19 protein-coding genes are annotated in these 18,888 nt (G+C 64.4%); 18 read left to right on the top strand and 1 reads right to left on the bottom strand.

Features of this window, described 5'->3' with window-relative positions:
• Nucleotides 1–63: 63 nt before the first annotated feature.
• From AB0F44_RS12530 to AB0F44_RS12495, 8 genes are all read left to right on the top strand, one after another.
• Nucleotides 64–4,569 carry an FtsK/SpoIIIE domain-containing protein gene (locus AB0F44_RS12530; protein ID WP_357355799.1) on the top strand — a complete coding sequence of 1,502 codons (4,506 nt, stop codon included), beginning with the start codon at nucleotides 64–66 and terminating at the stop codon, nucleotides 4,567–4,569.
• A 124-nt stretch (nucleotides 4,570–4,693) separates the two neighbouring features.
• Complete coding sequence (locus AB0F44_RS12525; RefSeq protein WP_008356184.1) at nucleotides 4,694–4,981, top strand: WXG100 family type VII secretion target; 288 nt, start codon at nucleotides 4,694–4,696, stop codon at nucleotides 4,979–4,981.
• A 336-nt stretch (nucleotides 4,982–5,317) separates the two neighbouring features.
• A complete protein-coding gene (locus AB0F44_RS12520; RefSeq protein WP_008356172.1) occupies nucleotides 5,318–5,605 on the top strand; it encodes a WXG100 family type VII secretion target in 288 nt (95 codons plus the stop codon).
• Between the two features lie 133 nt (nucleotides 5,606–5,738).
• A complete protein-coding gene (locus tag AB0F44_RS12515) occupies nucleotides 5,739–6,035 on the top strand; it encodes a WXG100 family type VII secretion target (protein ID WP_357355797.1) in 297 nt (98 codons plus the stop codon).
• A 75-nt stretch (nucleotides 6,036–6,110) separates the two neighbouring features.
• The gene (locus tag AB0F44_RS12510; RefSeq protein WP_357355794.1) at nucleotides 6,111–7,292 is read left to right on the top strand and encodes a hypothetical protein; all 1,182 of its coding nucleotides are present in this window, start codon (nucleotides 6,111–6,113) and stop codon (nucleotides 7,290–7,292) included.
• A 19-nt stretch (nucleotides 7,293–7,311) separates the two neighbouring features.
• Nucleotides 7,312–7,950: a hypothetical protein gene (locus AB0F44_RS12505; RefSeq protein ID WP_357355792.1), complete on the top strand. Its 639-nt coding sequence runs from the start codon at nucleotides 7,312–7,314 to the stop codon at nucleotides 7,948–7,950.
• Nucleotides 7,947–8,582, top strand: coding sequence for a hypothetical protein (locus AB0F44_RS12500; protein WP_357355790.1), 636 nt, complete (start codon nucleotides 7,947–7,949; stop codon nucleotides 8,580–8,582). The genes AB0F44_RS12505 and AB0F44_RS12500 overlap by 4 nt, the downstream gene beginning before the upstream one ends.
• Nucleotides 8,583–8,617: 35 nt before the next feature.
• Nucleotides 8,618–9,319: a hypothetical protein gene (locus AB0F44_RS12495; RefSeq protein ID WP_357355788.1), complete on the top strand. Its 702-nt coding sequence runs from the start codon at nucleotides 8,618–8,620 to the stop codon at nucleotides 9,317–9,319.
• Between the two features lie 97 nt (nucleotides 9,320–9,416).
• Here AB0F44_RS12495 and AB0F44_RS12490 read toward each other — a convergent pair whose 3' ends face one another.
• Entirely contained in the window at nucleotides 9,417–9,857 is a 441-nt protein-coding gene (locus tag AB0F44_RS12490) for a DUF3592 domain-containing protein (RefSeq protein ID WP_357355786.1), read from the bottom strand.
• A 274-nt stretch (nucleotides 9,858–10,131) separates the two neighbouring features.
• Here AB0F44_RS12490 and AB0F44_RS12485 point away from each other — a divergent pair, with 274 nt between their 5' ends.
• From AB0F44_RS12485 to AB0F44_RS12440, 10 genes are all read left to right on the top strand, one after another.
• Nucleotides 10,132–10,419, top strand: a complete 288-nt coding sequence (locus AB0F44_RS12485) for a WXG100 family type VII secretion target (protein ID WP_008356172.1) — start codon at nucleotides 10,132–10,134, stop codon at nucleotides 10,417–10,419.
• Between the two features lie 106 nt (nucleotides 10,420–10,525).
• Nucleotides 10,526–10,822 (top strand): flagellar protein FlgN, encoded by a 297-nt coding sequence (locus AB0F44_RS12480; RefSeq protein ID WP_357355784.1) that lies wholly within the window; start codon nucleotides 10,526–10,528, stop codon nucleotides 10,820–10,822.
• An 85-nt stretch (nucleotides 10,823–10,907) separates the two neighbouring features.
• On the top strand, nucleotides 10,908–11,996 hold the full coding sequence (locus AB0F44_RS12475) for a hypothetical protein (protein ID WP_357355782.1): 1,089 nt from the start codon (nucleotides 10,908–10,910) through the stop codon (nucleotides 11,994–11,996).
• Between the two features lie 62 nt (nucleotides 11,997–12,058).
• Nucleotides 12,059–12,691, top strand: coding sequence for a hypothetical protein (locus tag AB0F44_RS12470; protein ID WP_357355780.1), 633 nt, complete (start codon nucleotides 12,059–12,061; stop codon nucleotides 12,689–12,691).
• Nucleotides 12,692–12,725: 34 nt separating this feature from the next.
• On the top strand, nucleotides 12,726–13,409 hold the full coding sequence (locus AB0F44_RS12465; RefSeq protein ID WP_357355779.1) for a hypothetical protein: 684 nt from the start codon (nucleotides 12,726–12,728) through the stop codon (nucleotides 13,407–13,409).
• Between the two features lies 1 nt (nucleotide 13,410).
• Nucleotides 13,411–14,037, top strand: coding sequence for a protein TPRXL (locus tag AB0F44_RS12460; RefSeq protein ID WP_357355777.1), 627 nt, complete (start codon nucleotides 13,411–13,413; stop codon nucleotides 14,035–14,037).
• A gap of 36 nt (nucleotides 14,038–14,073) precedes the next feature.
• Entirely contained in the window at nucleotides 14,074–14,913 is an 840-nt protein-coding gene (locus AB0F44_RS12455; RefSeq protein WP_357355775.1) for a hypothetical protein, read from the top strand.
• Between the two features lie 146 nt (nucleotides 14,914–15,059).
• Entirely contained in the window at nucleotides 15,060–16,274 is a 1,215-nt protein-coding gene (locus AB0F44_RS12450) for a hypothetical protein (RefSeq protein ID WP_357355773.1), read from the top strand.
• A gap of 138 nt (nucleotides 16,275–16,412) precedes the next feature.
• A complete protein-coding gene (locus AB0F44_RS12445) occupies nucleotides 16,413–17,048 on the top strand; it encodes a transcriptional regulator (RefSeq protein ID WP_357355771.1) in 636 nt (211 codons plus the stop codon).
• Between the two features lie 239 nt (nucleotides 17,049–17,287).
• Nucleotides 17,288–18,871 carry an ABC transporter substrate-binding protein gene (locus AB0F44_RS12440; RefSeq protein WP_357355769.1) on the top strand — a complete coding sequence of 528 codons (1,584 nt, stop codon included), beginning with the start codon at nucleotides 17,288–17,290 and terminating at the stop codon, nucleotides 18,869–18,871.
• The last annotated feature ends 17 nt before the right edge of the window (nucleotides 18,872–18,888 follow it).

The following is an 18,888-nucleotide window of genomic DNA, read 5'->3' as shown; positions in this document are numbered from 1 at the left end:
CGCGCGGGCCGCCGCACGATCTCGCTGCATTGACTTTTGGCACGTTGACGAGGGGAACGAAGGATGAAGGTCAAGCTCACACTGCACCGGCCCGGTGTCGCGCCGGCGGATGTGATCGTCACGGCTGACTCCACGGCCACCGCGGGAGACGTCGCGCGGCACATTGCCGACGCGGACCCGGCGCGCTCCGTGATCGCCGGTGAGCAGGACATCTTGACCTTGGCCGTCGCCCCGCCGACCGCCGACCGGATGGAACCGCTCGAGCCCGACGTACCCATCGGTGACGCGCCGATCGGGTCGGGCTTCGCGGCCGCGGTCGTGAACATGGGCCCGGACAACGAGACCACCGGCTCCCGGCGTAAGAGCGTCGGTGTGCTGCGCGCGATCGACGGTCCGGTGCGGGGACAGGCGTTCCCGTTGACCACCGGCCACGCCTCGATCGGCCGTGGTCCCGAGAACGAGATCGTGCTCGCCGACCCGATGGTCTCCAAGCGTCACGCCCGCATCGAGGTGGACCGCTCGGTCGAGCTGGTCGACCTCAACTCGGCCAACGGCGTCGTCGTCGACGGGACCCAGGTCTCCCGCGTACGTCTGGCGCCGGACACGCCCGTCGTCATCGGCAGCACCACGCTGGTCATGCAGCTCTCGGCCGACTTCCTCTCCGCTGTCGAGGACCCGGTCCTCGAGCGCGGCGGCGGCCTGCTCTTCAACCGCAGCCCGCGGGTCGACGTGCGCTATCCCGGCACCGAGCACCCGCCGCCGTGGATGCCGACGGAGATGCAGAAGAAGCTGTTCCCGTGGTTCGTGCTGATCGCCCCGATCATCATGGCGCTCTCGATCTACGCGATGACCGGCCGCGCCCGCGCGCTGCTGCTGGTCGTGATGACCCCGATGATGGCGGTCGGCAACTACATCAACCAGCACCGCCAGGCCGGCGCGAAGCAGGACCACGAGATCGAGCTCTTCGAGCGGCAGTTCGAGAAGCTGGAAGAGGTCTTCTACCGCAGCAAGCCCGAGGAGGAGCTGGCGCGCAACGAGGAGGTCCCGGCGGTCGCCGAGGTCTTCGAGCAGGCGATGCAGCTCGGTCCGCGGCTGTGGACCCGGCGCCCCGAGCACTGGAACTTCCTGGCCGTACGTCTCGGCACCACCCGCGCTCTGTCGCGCAACTCGATCGCGGAGCGTGACACCCAGAACGGCCTGCCCGAGTTCATCGAGCGGATCGACCGACTCAAGGAGCGCTACAAGTACGTCGACGACGTACCCCTGCTGGAGTCGCTCCCCGCGGTGGGTTCCGTGGGTGTGGCCGGCCCGGCCGGCCCGGCCGCTGACGCGATGCGTGGGCTCGCGGTGCAGCTCTTCGGCCTGCACGCGCCCAACGAGGTCGTCACCGTCGCCTTCGCCGACCCGGACTGGGTCGAGGAGTTCGAGTGGCTCAAGTGGCTGCCGCACACCACCTCGGAGACCAACCGGTTCAAGGACATGCCGCTGGCCGACTCCGCGCCGACGGCCAACGCCCTGCTCAGCGCGCTGGAGGAATACATCATGCGCGCCGGCCGGACCGCGGAGCACCGCGGCCCGTTCGCCGAGAAGTGGAACCCGATGCAGTACGGCACCGACGTCGCTCGGGCAGGGGAGGAGACCAACGCCCGAGTGCAGGTCTCGATCGTCGTCTTCGTCACCAACGACGCTCCGGTGGATCGCGCCCGGCTGGTCCAGGTGCTCGAGCGCGGCGCCGATGTCGGCGTACACGCGGTCTTCATGTCCTCCACCGTCGAGGCGTTGCCGGCGGTGTGCCGCAGCTTCCTGGACGTGAGCGACGGCCTGGAGCGTGCCACCGTCGGGCTCGTCCGCAACGGCGACCTCTACGAGGGTGTCATTGTCGAGGGCGTCTCCAACGCCTACATGGACATGTTCGCCAAGCGGCTCGCGCCGGTGGTGGACGCCAGCACCGTCGTCCACGACTCCTCCGACCTGCCCAACTCGGTCGGCTTCCTGTCGCTGGTCGGCAACGAGGTCGCCGAGGACCCGCACTCCGTGGTGGAGCGCTGGCGGCAGAACAACTCGATCATCGACCGCTCCGACCGGCCGCGGCCGCGGCTGAAGAAGGCGGGCAACCTGCGCGCCATCATCGGCCAGGGCGCCTCCGACGCGATGACGCTGGACCTGCGTACGCAGGGCCCGCACGCCCTCGTCGGCGGCACCACCGGTGCCGGTAAGTCAGAGTTTCTGCAGGCGTGGGTGCTCGGTATCGCCTCGGCCCACTCGCCCGACCGGGTGACCTTCCTCTTCGTCGACTACAAGGGCGGCTCGGCCTTCGCCGACTGCATCGAGCTGCCGCACTGCGTCGGTCTGGTGACCGACCTGAGCCCGCACCTCGTACGCCGCGCGCTGACCAGCCTCAAGGCCGAGCTGCACTACCGCGAGCACCTCTTCAACCGGAAGAAGGCCAAGGACCTCCTCGAGCTGGAGAAGCGACAGGACCCGGAGTGCCCGCCCGCGCTGGTGCTGGTCATCGACGAGTTCGCCGCACTGGCCGGTGAGGTGCCGGAGTTCGTCGACGGCGTCGTCGACATCGCCCAGCGAGGTCGTTCGCTCGGCATCCACCTGATCATGGCGACCCAGCGCCCGGCCGGTGTCATCAAGGACAACCTGCGGGCCAACACCAACCTCCGCGTCGCGCTGCGTATGGCCGATGAGACCGACTCCAAGGACGTCGTCGACGACCCGATCGCCGGGACCTTCCCGCCGTCCCTGCCGGGCCGCGGTATCGCGAAGACCGGACCCGGTCGCCTCACCCCGTTCCAGTCCGCGTACGCCGGTGGCTGGACGCGCGACGACGAGGTCGTCACCGCTGACGTGAGGGTGGCCGAGCTCAAGTTCGGTTCGATCACGGAGTGGGAGCCGGAGCGTCCGCCGGAGAGCGACTCGCACGACGAGGACCTCGGCCCCAACGACCAGAAGCGGATCGTGGCCAACCTGATCAAGGCCTCCGCCACGGCTGGTCTGATGGTCCCGCGGCGACCATGGCTCGATGACCTGGCCTCCGTGGTCGACATGCGCGACCTCCCGTTGGAGGGCGACGGACAGATCCTGCTGGGTCTTGCCGACCTCCCGGAGCGTCAGCAGCAGAACGCGATCTACTTCGCCCCCGACCGCGATGGCTCCCTGCTCATCTTCGGGTCCTCCGGTTCGGGCAAGTCGACCCTGCTGAAGACGATCGCGACCGCCGCCGGCGCCCGTCCGGAGCTCGGCCAGGTCCAGGTCTACGGCCTCGACTTCGCCTCCGGCGCGCTGGGTGCGATCGAGCGTCTCCCGCACGTCGGCTCGATCATCGACGGCGACGACGCCGAGCGTCTGCAGCGGCTGATGCGCACCCTCGAGCGGGAGATGGACCGCCGCTCGGAGCTGTTCTCCAAGGCCGCGGCGGCGAACCTCACCGAATACCGTGAGATCGCCGACCAGTCGATGCCGCGCATCCTGCTCCTCATCGACAACTACCCCGAGTTCAAGAAGGAGTGGGAGATCGCCGCCGGTCGCGCGCCGTTCTACCAGTCCTTCATGCGGGTCCTCGGTGAGGGCCGCCCGCTCGGGATCCACGCGGTGATCACCGCCGACCGGTCTGGGTCCGTCCCGACGGCCGTCTTCGCGAACATCCCGCGCCGCGTGGTCATGCGGCTCTCCGACCCGAGCCAGTACGTCCTGGTCGGAGCACCCAAGGACGTACTCAACGAGCAGTCGGTGCCCGGCCGCGCCGTCGTCGACAAGGCCGAGGTGCAGCTCGCCGTCCTGGGTGGCACCACCAACGTCGCCGAGCAGACCAAGGCTCTCGACGAGCTGGTCTCGCAGCTGCGTGCCCTGGGTGTTCCCGAGGTCGGCGAGATCGGTGCCCTGCCGACGAAGATCTCCAGCCGGTCGCTTCCCGCGCAGGCCAACGGTCAGCCCGTCTTCGGTATCGCCGACGACACCCTGGCGCCGCGCGGCTTCGACCCGATCGGCTCGTTCATCGTCACCGGCCCGCCGCAGTCTGGCAAGACCAACGTACTCAAGGCGCTCGTCGAGTCGATGGAACGCTTCGACCCCGAGGTGAAGCTGTTCCACCTCGGCAGCCGTCGCGCCATGCTCGGCGACTTCAGGCCTTGGGTACGCAGCGCCACCCGCCCCGACGACGAGAAGACCCTCGTCACCGAGCTCGCCGAGATCGTCGCCGACGAGTCCTTCCCCGGCCGCATCATGATCGTCGCCGAGGACATGACTCACCTGGCCGACGGTCCCGCCGACCGCCCGATGCGCGCCCTGCTGCAGGCGATCAACAACTCCGACCACCTCTTCGTCGGCGACGCCGACGTCACTCGAGCCGGCGGCGGCTCGGGCGTCATGGGTGAATGGAAGGCCGCCCGCCAGGGAATCGTGCTCAAGCCGGACACGTACGACGGCGACACGCTGTTCAAGGTTCCGTTCGGCAAGCTGAAGCGCACCGACTTCCCTGCAGGCCGCGGCATCTTCGTCCAGGCCGGGCGCATGGTGACCATGCAGATGCCCTTGGCGAGTGACTCCGAGAACTCTGTATGAACCTCTGTACGAATCTGGCAACGAATCTGTTTTTACCCTTCACAACCTCGTGAAGGGTGGCCTACGGTGGCCAGCGGCGTTTACCCACGCCAGGTAATGAAATCGCGGGAGAGGGCTAGGATCGATGACTGATTTCGGGGCAACCTACGACGAGATGACCGGCACTGCCGACAAGCTCGACCAGGGCAAGGACACGATCGAGTCGGCGCTGGACGAGTGCCAGGGCTATGTGGATGAGCTCGTTCAGGACGGTTTCAAGACGGAGAAGGCGTCCGGCAAGTTCCAGGACGGCTACACCGAGATGACCACCGGCCTCAAAGACGCCATCGCTGGTGTCGAGGACATGGCTCAGGCTCTGCGTGACATGGCGACCGCCATCCAGGACCTGGACTCGCAGCTCGCGGGCGGCTGAGCCGCAGCGTTGGTCAATATGGTGGGCCGGCATCTATCGGCCCACCATTACCCGTCTCGGTCAGGGGCTGCGGTGTCGACTCCCGCCGGGTGTGCTGCTGCCACCGCCTAAACCGGGATGAGCTGAAACTTTACTTTCGGAGATGTTTAGAACCGGCCGTAGCGGGTAGGACTACCGCGACGACGTTGATTGCCTGGATCTCGGACCACCACGCTCGGGATGACGGTGTCGGCTCGTCGGTTCACGCATCACGACAGTGTGATGCGTGAGTGATGGTGACGAACGGCGCCGCAATCGGGTGTCGTGTAATGAAAATTGCGGGAAAGGCAATGATCGATGAGTGACTTCGGGGCAACATACGACGAGATGACCGGCACCGCCGACAAGCTCGACCAGGGTAAGGACACGATCGAGTCCGCTCTGGATGAGTGCCAGGGCTACGTGGACGAGCTCGTTCAGGACGGGTTCAAGACGGAGAAGGCCTCTGGCAAGTTCCAGGACGGCTACACGGAGATGACCACGGGTCTGAAGGACGCCATTGCTGGTGTCGAGGACATGGCTCAGGCTCTGCGTGACATGGCCACGGCGATCCAGGACCTGGACTCGCAGCTCGCCGGCGGCTGAGCGAACGGCATTGCGCGGCGGTGCCAACCCAGTGGGTTGGCCCGCCGCCGTCATGCGGTGACCGTGCATCGCCTGGATATCGGCGAATGCTGGTACGTCAAGAGTTTGTCGGGGAACGGAAGGACGGTCGGATATGGCCGACGTCAGTATCAAGATCGCTGAGTTGGACACCGTAGCCACGAGTCTCAGCAAAATTGTCGAGGAGTTCGAGCAGGCGAGCAGCCGTGCCGACAAGCTCGAGGACGCCATCGGAGATCCGTTTGGCCGCAACGAGCTTCGGGAGGCGGCCGAAGATTTCGAAGATCGATGGAACAACAAGCGTGACGAGCTGAAGGACGCACTCCAGGACATCCAGAAGCATGTCAAGGGTGTCGTCGATGGGTTCCAGAACTGGGACAGCGAGACCGCGTTGGCGTTCGAGTCCAAGTGAGACGGCAGTAGCGTGGTGGCGGAAACGACTGGGCTGTAGCTCGGGAACAAGGAGATCAAGTCGATGTTTGGCGGGATGGAAGATTCTCCCAAGGGCAGGGAGATCAAGCATGTTGAAGGCAGGCCCGGAGAGATCGTCTCGCGAGGCAAGCAGATCGAGAGCCTCGGCAAGAAGATGCATGACGCTGCCACAACTCTGCAGACTCTCAAGGACAACTCACTCTCGGATGGACAGCAGCAGGGTCAGGCCATTCAGAAGCTTCAAGAGATCATCGGCGACTCTCACGAGAAGCTGAGGGAGGCTGGCGACCTCTACGAGCCCGTTGGGCCTGTTCTCGTGCAGTACGGCGAATCGCTCGAGTCGTGCAAGCTGAGGATCGACGGGAGCGCCAACACCTGCAAGGAGTTGTGGTCGACCTACGAGAACCTCCCAGGCGACAAGGACGACAGCACCACGGAGGAGGAGGGTGGCGTCCTCGGAATCGGCGGCACCGACAAAGAGGAAGCCACTGAGAACAAGGCCAAGAAAGAGGCGTACGAAAACTGGCAGAGCGAAGCCGAGGTCTTCGACACCTGGTATGACGTGTGGGAGGAAGCCTTCGACACGGCTACGAATGGCATCACCGACGGGACCTCGGGCGCAATTGAGGATAGTTGGTGGTCGGATGCGGCTGATATTCTGGGATGGGTCGCGTTCGCTGTTGGCATCGTTGCGTTGGTTATCGGAGGTCCTATACTCGGCGCTCTCGCCCTTATCGTTGGGGCCCTTTACTTGGTCGCCGTTCTTGGGCAATTCTTTAATGATGAAGCCAATGGGTGGGATATATTCTTGGCAGCTGTCGCGATCGTTCCTATCGGAAAGCTGTCGACATTCGCAAAACTCGGCCATCTGAACAAGGCAGCTTCGAAGGCGGCGCTATTCGGGAACTTCGGTGCCTGCAAGGGCCTTACGAGTGCGCTCAGGAATCCGAAGTTGTATTACAGTGACGGGCTCATCGGAATCTTCAAGTCGAGTGGCGCGCGCACTGGATTCAGTAAACTGTTCCTGGGTAGCGAGGGATTCGCGAGCGTGTATCAGGCTCACCGTGGATTCTGGGCCGATAATGCCGCCATGGCTGGGCTGTCATCGGTCAGAAATCTAGCTGCATTCGACTTCGCGCTGACGGCGTTCTCGGGAGTGACGGGTCACTACGCCAATTTTGAGAGGATCCCGGCGCTCAATCTTCCCTCACTCAACATTCCGAGTTGGCTCGGTTGACCGAGACTGAGGCTTATAAATGACACAGCACGAATGGGCTCTTGACTTGGTGGAAGACTTTGAGGTCCCCGGATGGTTGTTCATTCCGGGCGGCCTCGACCCCCGCCAATCGGATGAATGGGTCTTAGCTGCGACGGAAGAAGTTGCCGGCAAAGAAGGTTGGGACGGGAGTCCGATTTCGAGAGCCGAGGCGGATGAGCTGCTTAGGCCTGCTCTTAGCGATCGCGACAACACCTCCTCGATTGCGACGTTTCAGGTGTGGCCGCCAATCGGACGAGTCACCGCGATGTGCCATATCGGTGTGTATCCATCCCAGGATATGCCGAAGTGGGTAGAGACCGACGCCATCGTGCATCGATTTGACGCGCCGCACATAGGGCCTGGGCTTCAGTGCACGACCCAACAGGTGATTTCGAACGCGGCCGGCGCTGATATCGATTTGGCTGGCATCCACTTCGTCTTCGATGATGGTGAGGCCACTCTCATCGTGAGTTTGGCGGAAACGTATGAACTGCTCACGGTCTATGCTCTTCGGGGCGTTCTCCCACTGCTTCGCAATCTTCGTCTCGTCCGTCCGGGGAACGGTCAGGTGTTCCAGTCGGTTATGGTCGAAGGGGTTCTCGAGGAGTCCCCATGGCAGTTTGAGGAGAGCGTATGAGCGCGTCCGATTTGCGTGCAGCGATGGGAATTTCCGCCGACCCCGAGTTTGACATGACTCTTCCTCCGGGTTGGTCCCGGAGAGCGGTCGATGATGAGACCTTCGAGATAATGGTCTCTGGGTTGAAACAACGCCTCATGCGAGCGCACAAGATAGAGATGTACGCCGAAACCCGGCGACTGCTGAAGAAGTCATTCGATGACATGCGGGCGAATGGCGCGACGGCCTTTTTCGTCGCGACGGAGGAAGACAACCCATCCACCTTGTGGATGCCGGCTTCGATGATTGCGTCAGTTCGCCGCGCGGAGCCTGGATCCAGCCTCGACGCCATGGCGCGTGAGTTGATTCGGGGACATGGGGCAACGCCCCTGTTGGGGGACGTCCGCACCCTGCGCTATGAGAAGGAAAAGCGGGTACAGGTGGGCAGCGAGTCCGTCCGCAATTGGTCTGTCACCTACCTGCTGCCGATTCCTGGAACGAACCGCCGTCGTGCGTTGCAACTTGTGGCCGGATTCGGCGCGCCGCTTAGCGTGCCGCAGGAAGACCCCAAAGTTCTCGCTATCAAGCACCTGTTCGATACTTGTGTTTCGACGGTGAGGTGGCGCGCCGCCCCTGCGTCCGCACCGAAGTAGGATGCCCTAGGCGTTGATGGTGGGATGTATCAACAATGAGCGATCGTTCGGATGGCGTCGACCAGGTGCTCGAGTGGGTGCGCACGGTGGACTTTCCTCAGCCTGTCCAGTGGGGCGTTATTGAGGCAGAAATTCTGAGCAAGCCGGCTCCGGATCTGGATCCACCGATGGGGCCGCGTCCGATCTTCGGACTCCCGGTTTATCTCCTGGGCGCGCTCCTATACGCCTTTCCCGTGCTCGGCTTTATCGCGTTGATTTTTCGATCGAACGCATCCATCGGTGATTCGGACTCGTGGGCCAGTGCTGTATTCCTAGCGTTTCTGATCGCACTGGCCGTTCCTTTCATCACGTTCCAGATATGGAACGGTTGCGGGCGCCGGCGCCGATTGATGGATCCGATCGTGACCGCGATCTCGGGTACGTCCACTGCCGGCGCTTTCATCTTGCTTCAATGGGGTGGTGTGGACCTCGGCGGGAGCTTGCTCGTTCTGCTCGCTCTCGCAGCGGCCGTCGCAAACCTTGGTTTCCTCGTACTGTGGATTTTCGGCTCACGGCCCGCGAGGCCGGCGACGCCCCGAAGCGCTCGCCCCCAGAGCCGGGAGGATCTGAACTACAACAACGTCCGGGCGCAGGCCATTGAGATCCTGTTGAAGCGCGGCGTCGTGAACGAAAGCGACATCGACATCTCGTCGATGCTCAACATGCCGATTGGGTCCTGGCGACAACTTGACGCCTGAGGACAGCTAGCCGGGCTGTAGGCGGGTCCGTAGTCGAGCTCATGACGTACGTGCTCCTGCACGGATCCCGAGGTGGGTGCCGATTCTGTCGGCTTCCCTACATCGAGATGATGCCGAGGGAGGCCAAGATGAGGAAGATACCGCCGCCGCCGAAGATGATGAAGATCGCGCCGTAGTTGATGATGCGACCGCCAGTTGAGCCGCCGCTGACGATGTCGCTGGAGTCCGGGTCGGCGGGGTCATACATGATCTCGATGATGTCGCCAACCTTCCCGTTGTGGAGATGTTCGACCTCACCGACGTGCTGAATTCCAGCGGCGTCCCGATACTCGTAGTGGGCGTGGACGTATGTCTCCGTCGTGCTCGACTCGATGAACGAGGACCGGTAGGCCTTTTCTTGGGCGTCGCGAATTGTCGCCTGGGCGCGTGGCCACGCGCCAACACGCCGCTGGCGGCTTACTAGATACCAGGCCAGCCAAGCCGGGAGGATCAGCAGGGCAATGCCGACTAGCAGCGCGACGGTAGCGCCAGTGCTCATGAGATCTCCGTATCCCCGAGGTGGTTGGGGCCCACACTCTAGTGGGCCGTCCGGCCAGCCTCCCGGCGGCGTCTGGCTATGTCGACGACAGGTCCCCCACAGGCGTCGTTAGGAGCTGGGCGTCCGTCGTCCCGGAGGCTTCCGAGAGAACCTTGTATGAAGGTGACAGCGAATCGTGATTTGCGCTTCACTACTTCGAGTCGCGTGCAATACCGTGACGTCTGGCGCCCCGAGGGGGCGTCCTGCAATGAAATCGCGGGAAAGGCAATGATCGATGAGTGACTTCGGGGCAACATACGACGAGATGACCGGCACCGCCGACAAGCTCGACCAGGGCAAGGACACGATCGAGTCCGCTCTGGACGAGTGCCAGGGCTACGTCGACGAGCTCGTTCAGGACGGGTTCAAGACGGAGAAGGCGTCCGGTAAGTTCCAGGACGGCTACACGGAGATGACGACCGGTCTGAAGGACGCCATTGCTGGTGTCGAGGACATGGCTCAGGCTCTGCGTGACATGGCCACGGCGATCCAGGACCTGGACAGCCAGCTCGCCGGCGGCTGATCCACTCGCTTGGTTGGGCGGGGCGACGCGAGAGCGATCGCCCCGCCCAAAGCGACATTTCGGCAGCTTTGACCGGGCAGATTGACGAAGATCGAAGGGGAGCGCGGTGGCGGACGTCAAGATCAAGATCGAGACACTCTCGAGAATCGCGACGCAGCTGGACTCGATCGTGAGCGAGTTCGAGAATGCGACGAGCCAGTCGGAGGCGCTCGAGGCGGACATCGGCAATCCGTACGGCCGCGGCGACCTCCGGGACAAGGCGCAGGACTTCGAGGAGCGTTGGGATGACAAGCGCGACGATCTCAAGGAGAGCCTGAAAGAGCTCCAGGAGCACGTCAAAGGCGTAGTCGATGGTTTCGAGAACTGGGACAGCGAGACTGCCCTTCAGTTCCAGACCAAGTAGGACGTCCACCGGGCCGCGTGCGCGGTGACCGTGTAACCGGACGATTCAGGACACCTGACGGGCTCGACGAAGGAGCACATGAGCCATGGATTCATCCCCTAAGGGCAGAGAGATCAAGACGGTCGAGGGCAACCCCTCGGGCATCATCGAGCGCGGTGACGCCATCGAGCGTCTGGGCGAGATGATGAAGTCCTGTTACGAAGAGCTGAAGAAGATCTCCGAGCACGATCTTGCCAACGGCGAGATGGACGGCAAGGCCGTCGAGAAGCTTCAGGACAAGATCGGCGACTCCTACAAGACGCTCGAAGAGGCCAGCGCGCTCTACACGCCGGTCGGGCCGATCATCGCGAAGTACGGCGAAGAGCTTCAGCAGTGGCAGCCGCTGATCAGATCGCAGGTCGACACCTGCCAGGACCTGTGGGCCAAGTTCGACAGCATGGAGGGTGCGCCGAACCACCTTCCGGGAGCGGGTCCGAAGGAGGGCAGCCCGGAGGCGCAGCAGGAGGAAGACGCCGAGGAGGCGAAGGACCAGGCCCGCAAGGACTGGGAGAACGCCGCCGAGACCTGGGACGGCTACTACGACTCCTGGGAAGACGCGTACGACGCTGCGGTCAGCGGCATCGGTAACGAGATGTCGGGCAAGATCGAGGACGGCTTCTGGGAGGTCCTCGACGACATCATCGCCGTCCTCGAGATCGTTGCGCTGGTGCTTTTCGTGGCAGCCCTGTTCATCGCCGGACCACTCGCGGCCATCGCGATGGCGGTATCGGCGCTGGTTCTCCTCGCGAAGACCATCCAGTTCTGTGCCGGAAAGTGCTCGGGTGTCGACCTCCTGTTGGCGGTTCTCGACGTCGTACCGTTCGGCAAGTTCGGAAAGATGGCCGATGCGGTCACGGCCCTGGGCGACGCGACCAAGTTCGCCAAGTTCTCGGCTGCGTACAAGGCTGCGGGTGGCGTCGGAGACGCCGTCAAGTTCAAGGCCTTTCCGGACATCATGACCAGCCTTCACGCCGGTCTCGACGTCGGTGACTTCACGCGTATCAGCTCATACAGCAAGATGTGGGCCGCTGGCCTCGACATCCAGGGGGCGTTGGCGAAGCAGACCAACTCCTTCTACAGCACGGTGAACACGATCCAGGGCCTGCCCGACTCGGCCGTCGACATCTTCGCCTGAGCGATCGATCTCCCATACTGACGTGTGCTGCTCGGAGCTTGTAATCAAATCGGAGGACGACCGTGGTCGGAACGTGGCGAGCTGAAGGAATCTACCCACAACGTGAATGGACGCTGGTTCCCACTGAACTGGGAGAGGGCGCCGACGCGTGGGTGTCGACCGAGTGTGCCCGCGTCCGCGAGTGGTTCGGCAACAACGCGAGCCGGCGGTCGGACGAGGACGTACGCCGCATCCTGACGGATTCCCTTGCCAGCCTCGGTGAGCCGGGCAGGCTGGTCACCATCCTTCACTGGCCGATGACGGTCCCGATCGTCAGCCGTGTCAGAGTGGTCCTTGCCGAGGCTGGTGACCTCGACGTCAAGGCCTGGGAGAAGTCGGGTTTCGACGTCGATGAGTGCATCGGTGCGGCGATCGGTCCCGGCATCAAGTGCGTCGCATCGCGGGACGAGAGCATCGACGGACATGATCTACACCTGTCCACCGCGGTCTATGCCTTCAGCGGCGACGCCGGTGGTGTGGGACTGATCGTGGAGTCCGGTCTGCCGTTGGCGTTCCAGCTCACGATCACTCAGATGCCGATCATTCTCTCGAGCCTTTCTCTCCTCGACCCGGACGGTCGTCCCTTCGAGGCCAGTCCGGTTCCGGGTCTCACACGAAACCAAGTTGACGAATGGGAGCACGTTTCCAATGCCTAAGGCGGCAGCGATCGATCCAGGAAACTGGGCAACGGTGCACAGCAACTTCGATCGCTTCGACATCAACGAGCTGAATCGAGTCGTTCTGGACTACGCCCAGATCGAGCTGGAGTCAGCCGAGAGGAAGCGTCGTCGCTCGAGTGCGGCGAACCTTGCTGCCAAGCTGATGTACTGGGTCGCGCTCATCGGTCTGGCCGGACCGCTGTTCGCCGTGGCGATCTTTGCCAGTGGCGGAGGTGCGAGGAAGCTCTCCGAAGACTTCTCGCCGGGTTTCGAGGTTCCGTGCGTCTACATCGGATGCGCGCTCGGATTCCTTGCTCTGCTCTACCACTTCGTGCCGTGGGTCCGGTCGACTCATCGGCAGTGGGATCGGTCCCTGTTCGGGTTCTCGGTCTTCGTGCTGGTCTCGACCGTCGTCCTCCTTGTCCTGATCCTCATGAGCGACCCGGATGCATATCCGCGGTTCCCCCTCGTGATGGCGCCGTTGTTGCTCCTGGCGTTCGGGATCTCGGTGATCGTCGCGGAGTTCCGGCTCTACTCGAAGGAGAAGCCACCCGCGGTCGACGTCAACGCACTGACCTCGGACGAGATGGAGGTGCTTCTCGCCTTGAGGCGTCAGGCGCTGACCACCCTTCGCTCCCGTTCGATCGTGTCCTACGAAGAATTTGATGCACTGAACAGCAGTCCGCTGACTGCGAGTGCTGACGGAAAGGCTTGACGTGTCAGGAATCGGCGCAGGCTCGTTGCGGGAGATGCTGGGTGCCAGCAAGGACCCGGAGTTTCACCTGAAGCTTCTCGACGGTTGGGAGCGTCACGTCCCGGACGCCTCTGACCGGGAAGCGATCGACGCCGAGATGAAGCGGCGCTGCATGGACGCCAACCGGCCCGATCTGCACGCGCACCTTCGGCTGCAGATGGACCAGGCGTTCTCGCTCATGAAGCAGCAGAACGTGATCGCCTACTTCGCCGCCACCGGACAGCCGACCGGCGACGTCTACATCCCGGGCTCCATGTTCGCCACCATCCGGCGCGCGCCGAACGGCGAGAGCCTCGATGGTTACGTGACGCATGCGATCCAGACGTACGACGCCAAGCCGCTCTTCGGCGACAAGCGGTTCATCCGCTTCGAACGGGAGTCGACGAAGGAGCTCCAAGGCGGCTCGATCGTCATGACCTCGATGGTGTACGTGACGCCAATCCCAGGCTCGAATCACCGCCGAGGCCTGCAGTTGACGGCGTCGGTCGCGCGGCCGGTGGAGATGGCGGCGACCGACCCGGTGTTCGTGGGTTGGAAGACGGCGTTCGACGTATGTGTCTCGACCCTTCGCTGGGCGCCGCCGGCCTAGTCGCGAAGCATTGATCGATCTCGGGTTGGAGTACTGATGGCTGCGCCGAAGATGTTCATGGCGTGGGCGCGCAAGACCGATGAAGCTCGTGCCGAGTGGGCTCGACAGGCGGTTGACGAGTGGGCGCGTACGGAGCAGTTCTCGCAGCCGTTCAGCTGGGGCGAGGCCGAGGCGGCGGTGTTGGAGCGGAGCTACCCACCGCTTCCGGGCCGGTTCCTGCTGAACGCCGTCGGCGCCGTGGCCATGGGGCTGCTCGCGCTCATCGTTCTCCCGCTTTTCGGTTCGGCGGTATTGGGGTTGGTGCTGGTTGCACTGGCCGGCGGTCAGGAGACAGGCGCGGAGGGGCTGTTGTGGCTGGCGCGGATCGCCTTCGGCGCTGCGATTCTCGTAGCTGGCACAGGGTTGTCCGTGTGGTGGCAGACGAGACGGCGCAGCGTTCTCGGCGTTGCGATGGCCGCGGTCACCGCGATTGCGTCAGCGGCGGCGTACGTGTTGTTGCTGGTCCTGGATCTCCCCGGCATGCCGTGGCTGTCGATCCTCGTTCTTGGCGCTGGGACCTTGGGGTTGGCCAACCTGGTCCTGGAGTTGGTATCCAGACCCGAGGGCGGGGCAAAGAGCCGGAAGCCGCCGCGGCGTGGGCCACGAAGCTCAGACAAGCGGCACCGGGCCGGAGTCGCACGAGACCGCCTCCTCGATGTACTCATTCATCGCCGTCTGATCGATGTCGATGAAGGTGACCGAATTCGACTTCGAGAGATGCCCCTGGGCTACTGGTCCGAGCTCGATGGGCTCGACGAGCGGGAGTGGCGTCGGGTGCTCGAGTATCGCCACGTGGGGTGGCGTGAGTTCGATGCGACTGACAAGCAGGTTCGTTAGCGGATCAAATGCCTGCGAGGGCTGAGAGCCGTGCTGGGGCGGTGGGGCGCCGCGGGGGCTGGGCGCGTACCGTATCCCCGCTCGGATTCTCGGGGGTCTCCGTTGTGGCGCCTCCTGACTCATCTACTGACGACGGGATGTGTGCGTTGACTCGACGTGTGGCGGCGATGGCGGTGGCTTCGGCGGCTCTGCTCTCCGGGTGTGGCCAGGTCGGCCCGCCTCCGAAGGACTTCGCGACCGAGGACGCGGTTCTGGCGATGCGGATCCAGGAGGGCGGCGAGGACTCCAGCTACCTCGTGCTGGTCTCCCCGAAGGGGGAGACGCGTGCGGTCGAGCTCGACGAGGTCGAGGGCGCCGCGATCTCATGGACGGAGGATGGGATCACCACGTCCGACCGGAGCCACGACTACGTGATCGATGAGAACGGACTGACCGCGAACGAGCGTACGAGTGGTGGGAACGAAGTCGAGACGCAGCATGAGTGGTACCGGGTGCAGGTTGGGGCGGGGACGTTGGTCGGGTTCAGCCCCGAGGACGGGTCCAAGGATCCGTTCGTGACCTACATCGACGGCGACAGCGGCAAGGCGACGACGCGGGTGTCTCCGTACGGCGCGACATCGACCGCGGCAGTGTGCGGTGAGCGCGTCCTCTCGTCGGGAAGGGGCACCGACACCAAGGCCTTCGAGGACGACAGCGAGTCCATTCCGGAGAACCAGCTGGACCGCGCCGCGCTGACGTCGGCCTATCCACACGACGGTACGGACATCCTGACCACCTTGGAGCCTTCTGGCTTCCCAGGCACCACGTCGCCCTGCGTCGACGGCATCGTCTACGAAGGCTGGGAGAACGACGACGACCAGCACTTCGTGCGGGTCTGGAACACCACCAAGGGAACGCCCGCGGCGCAGGTCGCTGTCGACCACGAGATCGTCTATCCGGAGGACGACTCGTCGCGCATCGGCGGACCGTCTCGGGTGACGGTCTCGGACGGACAGCTCTTCTGGGTCGTCGACAACACGATGTGGAGCGCGCCGTTGCCGACCGGGGCTGAGCCGATTCGAGCTCGCGAGGTCGGCTACCTGGAGGGTTCCGTCGGGCTCGACGCCGAGGTGCTGGCGTACTCGTCGAATGACGTCTACACGGTCACGAACGACACCGAGCTGCACGAGCGCTTCTCCAGGCGTCGGAGCGACCGGGTGTGGACCGAGCTCACAGAGCTGAGCCTGGTGCGTACGGACCTGGCGACCGGCAAGCCGTCCCTGGCGTTGAAGGTGGACGTGAAGGACGTCGACTTCCCGACCAAGGACGCCAGTGTGACGGCACTGGCGATCAATCCGGAGTGGCTGGCCGAGAACGGCTAGAAGGCGAATTCCAGGTGATGTCGTGCAGATCACCGTGCGACACGCCGAAGTAAAGAGCGACCACAAAGGGCTCGAGTTGCCAGGGTGACGCCGTACCTCTCGATCTCGGGAACATTCACTGTTGAAAGGCACTTCTTCATGCGCGCTCGCACCACCGTCCGGACCTGTCGACTGGCCGCCGCCGGCCTCAGCGTTGGCCTCGCGCTCACCCTGACCGGGTGCGGCTCCGAGGCGACCGACTCGGACGCAGGCGCTGCGGTCGAGGTCGAGTCCAGTGCACCGGCCTCCGAGTCCGCGTCCGCGGCTCCTGCCGGCGTCGAGGCCGAGGTGAAGATCGGGAAGACGCTCAAGGACCCCGAGATGGGCGACACGATCGAGATCATCTCCGCGGTCCGTGACTTCCAGTCGACGGAGGAGGCCGAGCTCATCGCCGAAGGCGGAGAGATCGTGCTGCTCCAGATCAAGGTCAACCCCGGGAAGGAGTACGGCGGCCTCATCCAAGACGGGAACTTCGAGATCTCCTGGGACAACGGCGCGGACTTCTGGTCGCCCGACACCGACGAGGTGGCCACGGAGCTGACCGCCGCGAAGCGTACGCCGTTCGAGGACGTGTCGCGGCGCGATGGCGGTGAGCACACCGGATGGATCGCCTTCGAGGTGGACGAGAAGGCTGACACCTACCTCGTCGAGTACGGCCGCGACGGCGCGAAGGTGATCGGCTCGGACAAGACGATCGCCGAGTTCAAGGAGCAGGTGGAGATCCCCGCCAGCTGAGGTCTCGACAACCGTGTCGACGGAGACTGGCTACGTCGGTGGCCGGTCTCCGTCGCGGCTCGTTAGGATCTGGGCGTCCGTTGTCTCGGAGAGGGGACTTGAAGGTGCATCCTGGGGCACGTCGTCGAGCGGGACTCGTTTCCGTTGCCAGTCTGGCGCTTGTTGCAACCGCCTGCTCGGGTGATCTTCCAGCCTCGGTGGAGGAGGGGTCGGAGGTCGCCGTTGCGTGGACGGGGTCCTTGACGAGCACCAACCCGGCGAGCGCGGCGAGCGTGACCGACGGGAACCTCGACATCGCCTCGCTGACCCGCGGAGCCTTCGGCACCCTGGTCAACGACACCGTCGAGATGGACGAGACCTTCGGCAAGGTCACCATGGAGGGCGACAAGCAGGCCAGGGTGCGCTACGACCTCGCCGAGCCGACCTGGTCCGACGGAGTGCCTATCGACACCGCCGACCTCATGCTCGCCTGGGCGGCGACCTCGGGCTACTTCGCGACCTCCAAGGAAGGCAGCGATGGCAAGGTCGACTTCGGTGGGGTACCCACAGGCCTGACCAAGAGCGCCTACATCCCCGAGGTCGACGAAGGCGCGCGCGCCATCGAGGTCCCGCTCGTGGTGCCGGTGGTCGACTGGCGTACGGCCCTGGACGTCGCCGTGCCGGCGCACGTCGTCGGGCAGAAGGCCCTGAAGATCGAGGACCCGATCGAGGCCAAGGAGGTCGTCGAGACCGCGATCGAGGAGTCCGACACCGCGAAGCTGACCAAGATCGCGGAAGCATGGACAACCGCGTTCGCGGTCGCCGAGAACGGCAAGGCGCCCGAGGAGGCGCTGCTCTCCAGCGGGCCCTACCGGATCTCGAAGATCTCGGCCGGCGAGAGCGGCCAGGAGGTCGACCTCGAGGCCAACCCCGAATACGCAGGCGAGGCCAAGCCGACCTACGAGCAGGTACGCCTCACCCCGGCCAGTTCCGACGCGCTGGACAGCCTGGGCGAGAAGGTCGACGTCGTCCAGGTCACGCCGACCAAGGCCAACCGGAAGCAGGTGCGCGACCTCGAGCGCCGCGACTACGGCGTCGCGAACGCCAACGACGGCACCATGTGGGCGCTGATCCTCCGCTCCGACCGTGGCCTGTTCAAGCGCAAGGACGCCCGTACGTCCTATCTGCGGGCAGTGCCCCGCGGCGACATCGCCGAGGGTGGCGCCGGCGAATGGGCCGAGGCGTACGAAGCCACCGATGTCGTGCTGTTCCCGCCGGGTGGCGAGGGCTACCAGATCGCGACCGAGGACTCCGGGTTCTCCACGAAGTTCAAGGCCTCGGAGGACGCGACGGCTCCGCGCGGCGCCAAGGTGTGCATCTCCTACGACAAGTCGAGCGCGTTCGCCGCAGGCGCCTACGACACCATCTCGAACGTCGTGGACGACGAGGGCTGGGGCACCACCGACTGTGGTGTGTCCTCGGCCGACAAGGTGCTCTCGGGCAACAAGTGGGACGCCGCGCTCGTCCGGATCCCGATCCCGCAGACGCCGGAGGAGATCTCGGCGCAGTGGGGCAGCAAGGGCAGCCAGAACGCGACCGGTGGCGGCGACCGCGATCGCGACCGCCTCATCAGCGAGCTGGCCCGCACCGCTGACCCCTACGAGGCCCGCGACGTACGCGTCCAGATCGAGAAGACGCTGGTCCGCGATTCGATCGTCGTGCCGATCGTTATGAACCCGACGGTGACGGTGATCGACAAGAAGGTCGACAGCGTACGTCCCCGGTCCGGACAGGTCGCGCCGCTCGTCTCGACCATCGTCGAGTGGTCGCCGACCAAGAAGTAGGCGACTTTTAGCGCATT

The organism is Nocardioides sp. NPDC023903 (assembly GCF_040639295.1).
Classification (GTDB): domain Bacteria; phylum Actinomycetota; class Actinomycetes; order Propionibacteriales; family Nocardioidaceae; genus Nocardioides.
The sequence above is the reverse complement of the archived record's forward strand: the minus strand, read 5'-3'. Positions and strand labels throughout refer to the sequence as shown.